This is a genomic window from Actinotignum stranguriae, assembly GCF_051265215.1.
Lineage (GTDB): Bacteria > Actinomycetota > Actinomycetes > Actinomycetales > Actinomycetaceae > Actinotignum > Actinotignum schaalii_C.
The window spans coordinates 1-781 of record NZ_JBOZCJ010000051.1 but is presented as its reverse complement, the minus strand read 5'-3'; the positions used below and the strand labels follow the sequence as shown (position 1 = coordinate 781).

At 57.7% G+C, this 781-nt stretch carries 1 rRNA gene; it reads left to right on the top strand.

From position 1 onward, the window contains the following. Positions 1-781 (top strand): 16S ribosomal RNA (locus tag ACRQEG_RS09495); the annotation flags it as partial.

Genomic DNA, 781 nt, shown 5'->3' with positions numbered 1-781 from the left:
TGTGAAGGGGGATGGGCTCGCGGCCTATCAGCTTGTTGGTGGGGTGATGGCCTACCAAGGCGGTGACGGGTAGCCGGCCTGAGAGGGTGACCGGCCACATTGGGACTGAGATACGGCCCAGACTCCTACGGGAGGCAGCAGTGGGGGATATTGCACAATGGGCGAAAGCCTGATGCAGCGACGCCGCGTGGGGGATGAAGGCTTTCGGGTTGTAAACCTCTTTCGCTATCGAACAAGGCTCATTTTTTTGGTGGGTTGAGGGTAGGTGGAGAAGAAGCGCCGGCTAACTACGTGCCAGCAGCCGCGGTAATACGTAGGGCGCGAGCGTTGTCCGGAATTATTGGGCGTAAAGGGCTTGTAGGCGGCTTGTTGCGCCTGCTGTGAAAACGCGGGGCTTAACTTCGCGCGTGCAGTGGGTACGGGCAGGCTTGAGTGTGGTAGGGGTGACTGGAATTCCAGGTGTAGCGGTGGAATGCGCAGATATCTGGAGGAACACCGATGGCGAAGGCAGGTCACTGGGCCATTACTGACGCTGAGGAGCGAAAGCATGGGTAGCGAACAGGATTAGATACCCTGGTAGTCCATGCTGTAAACGTTGGGAACTAGGTGTGGGGGGCCTTTCCAGGTTTTCTGCGCCGTAGCTAACGCATTAAGTTCCCCGCCTGGGGAGTACGGCCGCAAGGCTAAAACTCAAAGGAATTGACGGGGGCCCGCACAAGCGGCGGAGCATGCGGATTAATTCGATGCAACGCGAAGAACCTTACCAAGGCTTGACATACAC